At 37.6% G+C, this 255-nt stretch carries 1 pseudogene; it reads left to right on the plus strand.

Features of this window, described 5'->3' with window-relative positions:
• Positions 1 to 255 (plus strand): annotated as a pseudogene (locus tag ACWA1B_RS23125) (hypothetical protein); the annotation flags it as partial.

Here is a 255-nt window from a genome sequence, read left to right on the forward strand (position 1 = left end):
CAAGGTGATAAAGAAGAATATACCCGTGTAGATCATTGGAGTCAAATGGCCATAATTACCGCAGACATCACTACCGAAAGCAAAATTATTTTCCCACAAATGATTGATTTGTTTTACTCCAATCCAGATGTTCAGAATCCAGCCGATTTTGTTCGCGCTTCGATGTCGATTCCGTTGTTTTTTACACCTTTTAAAATTAAAAATATTCCAACCGGAGTCGATTCTTGGAACAAATGGAATGATGCAACTTGCCTT

Source organism: Flavobacterium xizangense (genome assembly GCF_054075145.1).